Origin of the sequence: Gilvimarinus gilvus, assembly GCF_030518155.1 — a bacterium.
Taxonomy (GTDB): Bacteria; Pseudomonadota; Gammaproteobacteria; order Pseudomonadales; family Cellvibrionaceae; genus Gilvimarinus; species Gilvimarinus gilvus.
In genome coordinates this window covers 1-488 of record NZ_JAULRU010000448.1, presented here as the reverse complement: position 1 = coordinate 488, position 488 = coordinate 1, and the positions used below count along the sequence as shown (strand labels likewise).

Genomic DNA, 488 nt, shown 5'->3' with positions numbered 1-488 from the left:
AATTAGAAGAAAAAATCGAGTTGGATGCTTTCCAAGGTTTATTCTTATCGCCAGGTGTTGTAAAAGTAGGTGACGAAGCTGTTCTTAATGTAGTTTTAGGAGCTTACGATAATTCAATCAAAGGTTCTGTTTCTACAAGTGTTGGTTCTGCTGCTGTTGTTGATGGTAAAGCATCTATTAAGTTGAATACATCTGCAGTTGGTATGCATCAATTAACAGGTAACATTACTTATGTGTCGAATGGAAAAACTAAAACGGTTAATATTGCACCTTCAACTTATCAAGTTGTAGCTCAAACATTAGATAAAAAAGCTGCAGAAATTATTGAAAAAGATCCAACAGGAGGTTCTATTGTTGCAGATAATTTACGTGTAGTTTACCGTGGAGTAACTAACCCAATTTCAGCTACAATCAACGGAGCAAATGGACCTGTTAGTTTAAGCGCTTCTTCTGGAAGTCCTTCTGGAGCGGGTGCTAACAAATGGAAT

The 488-nt window shown here is 36.7% G+C and carries 1 protein-coding gene; it reads left to right on the top strand.

Annotated features, from left to right (window positions below; translation table 11 throughout):
* On the top strand, nucleotides 1-488 hold a 488-nt coding region (locus QWI17_RS08815; RefSeq protein ID WP_302722151.1), incomplete at both ends, for a hypothetical protein.